This window comes from Streptomyces mesophilus, assembly GCF_011044995.1.
In the GTDB taxonomy this organism is placed as follows: domain Bacteria; phylum Actinomycetota; class Actinomycetes; order Streptomycetales; family Streptomycetaceae; genus Streptomyces; species Streptomyces mesophilus.
The window spans coordinates 1-2222 of the sequence record NZ_JAAKZW010000435.1 but is presented as its reverse complement, the minus strand read 5'-3'; the positions used below and the strand labels follow the sequence as shown (position 1 = coordinate 2222).

Here is a 2222-nt window from a genome sequence, read left to right as displayed (position 1 = left end):
GTCAGAAAGTCAGCACCCCCCGCGCCACGCGGCCCCCGTGGAGGTCGTCCGCCGCCTTCGCGAAGTCCTCGATGGGGTACGTGGTGGTGACCAGCTCGTCGAGGAGGAGCTGGCCGCGCTGGTAGAGCGAGGCGTAGAGGGGGATGTCGCGCTGGGGGCGCGAGGAGCCGTAGCGGCAGCCGAGGATGGACTTGTCCAGGAACATCGGCGCGGGCAGGAAGGACGCCTCGGTCTTCGCGCCGGTCATGCCGAGCAGCACGGCCTGGCCGTGGCGGTCGAGCAGGTCGATGGCCTGGCGGATGAGCTTCGGGTTGCCGACGCACTCGAAGACGTGGTCGGCTCCGGTGGGCAGGATCTCCCGTACGGCGTCCGAGGTGTCCTCCACCGCGGACGCGTCGATGAAGTGCGTGGCCCCGAACTGCCGTGCCGCGTCGCCCTTCGCGGGGTTGGCGTCGACGGCGATGATCGTGGTGGCGCCCGCGATCCGCGCGCCTTGCAGCACGTTGAGCCCGATGCCGCCCGCGCCGATGACGACCACGGTGTCACCGCGGTCGACGCGCGCCCGGTTCAGCACGGCTCCGACGCCCGTGAGCACCCCGCACCCGATCAGTGCGGCGGAGGTCAGCGGGATCTCCTTCGGGATCTTCACGGCCTGCACGGCCTTGACGACGGTCCGTTCGGCGAAGGAGGAGTTGGACGCGAACTGGAAGAGCGGGTTCCCGCCGCGCGAGAACGGCTGCTTGGGCATCCCGATCGCCTTGCGGCACATCGTCGGCCGGCCGCGGTCGCAGTCCGCGCAGGCACCGCAGTTGGCGAGCGTCGACAGCGAGACGTGGTCGCCGGCGGCGACGTGCGTGACGCCCGCGCCGACCGCCTCGACGACCCCGGCGCCCTCATGGCCGAGCACCACCGGCACGGGGAAGGGGATGGTCCCGTCGACCACGGACATGTCGCTGTGGCACAGCCCCGCCGCGGCGACGGCGATGAGCACTTCCCCCGGCCCCGGGTCCCGTACGTCCAGGTCGTCGACCACCTGGGTCTGCTTGCCGTCGAAGATGACGCCCCTCATCGGTCCCCTCCTTGGGTTCCCTGTGTTGAACCCCCGGGCCCGGCAGGCGCCTTGGGTTCCTTGGGCAGTCCGAGCACGCGCTCGGCGATGATGCCCCGCTGAATCTCGTCCGAGCCGCCGTAGACGGTGTCGGCCCGGGTGAACAGGAACAGCCGTTGCAAAGCGTCCAGTTCGTACGGATTGCTCTCGCTCCAGTCGTACGGCCCGAGGGTCGCGAGCGTGCCGCGCACCTGCATCGCCAGCTCGCCGAGCCGCTGATGCCAGCCGCCCCACAGGAGCTTGGCGACGCTCGGCGCACCCGGGTCCGGTGTGCCGCCCAGGGTCCGCAGCGCGTTCCAGCGCATGGTGCGCAGCTCGGCCCACTGCCGTACGAGCCGGTCGCGAAGGACGGGATCGGTGACGGCGCCGCTGCGGGCGGCCTCGCGCAGCACTCGCCCCAACTCCTCGGCGAACCCGATCTGTTGGACGAGCGTCGATACGCCCCGCTCGAAGGCGAGCAGCCCCATGGCCACCTGCCAGCCGTTGCCCTCGCCGCCCACCACGTGCTCGGCGCGCGCGACGGCCCCGTCGAAGAACACCTCGTTGAACTCGCTCGTGCCCGTCAGCTGCTGGATCGGCCTGACCTCGATCCGGCCCGGCTGGTCCATGGGGACGAGCAGAAAGCTGATCCCCTTGTGCCGCGCGGTTCCGGCCTCGGTGCGTGCGAGCACGAAGCACCAGTCGGCGTCGTGGGCGAGCGAGGTCCAGATCTTCTGGCCGGTGATCCGGTACGTGCCGTCCGCGTCCCGTACGGCGGTGGTCCGCAGCCCGGCCAGATCCGATCCGGCGCCCGGCTCGCTGTAGCCCTGGCACCACATCTGCTCGCCCGAGGCGATGGCCGGCAGGAACTCCCGCCGCTGCTCCTCGCTTCCGTACGCGAGCAGGGTGGGCGCGAGCAGGTTCTCGCCGATGTGCCCGTACCGTCCGGGCGCCTGGACGCGGGCGTACTCCTCGGCCCAGACGACCTGTTGGGTGAGGGTGGTGGTGCGATTGCCGTAGGGGCTGCGCTTCTTGTACGAGGTGGGGTCGGCGTTGGGGTTGGCGTTGGCGTTGGCGTCGGCGGACCAGCCGAGGCCGATCCAGCCGCCCTCGCCGAGCTTGCGCTCCCAGGCGC

The 2222-nt window shown here is 71.3% G+C and carries 2 protein-coding genes; both read right to left on the bottom strand.

Annotated features, from left to right (window positions below; genetic code table 11):
* Position 1: 1 nt before the first annotated feature.
* Positions 2–1069, bottom strand: coding sequence for a Zn-dependent alcohol dehydrogenase (locus G6045_RS40350; RefSeq protein WP_165337221.1), 1068 nt, complete (start codon positions 1067–1069; stop codon positions 2–4).
* A partial coding sequence (locus G6045_RS40345) for an acyl-CoA dehydrogenase family protein (RefSeq protein WP_165337220.1) occupies positions 1066–2222 on the bottom strand: 1157 nt, incomplete at its 5' end. The genes G6045_RS40350 and G6045_RS40345, both read right to left, overlap by 4 nt.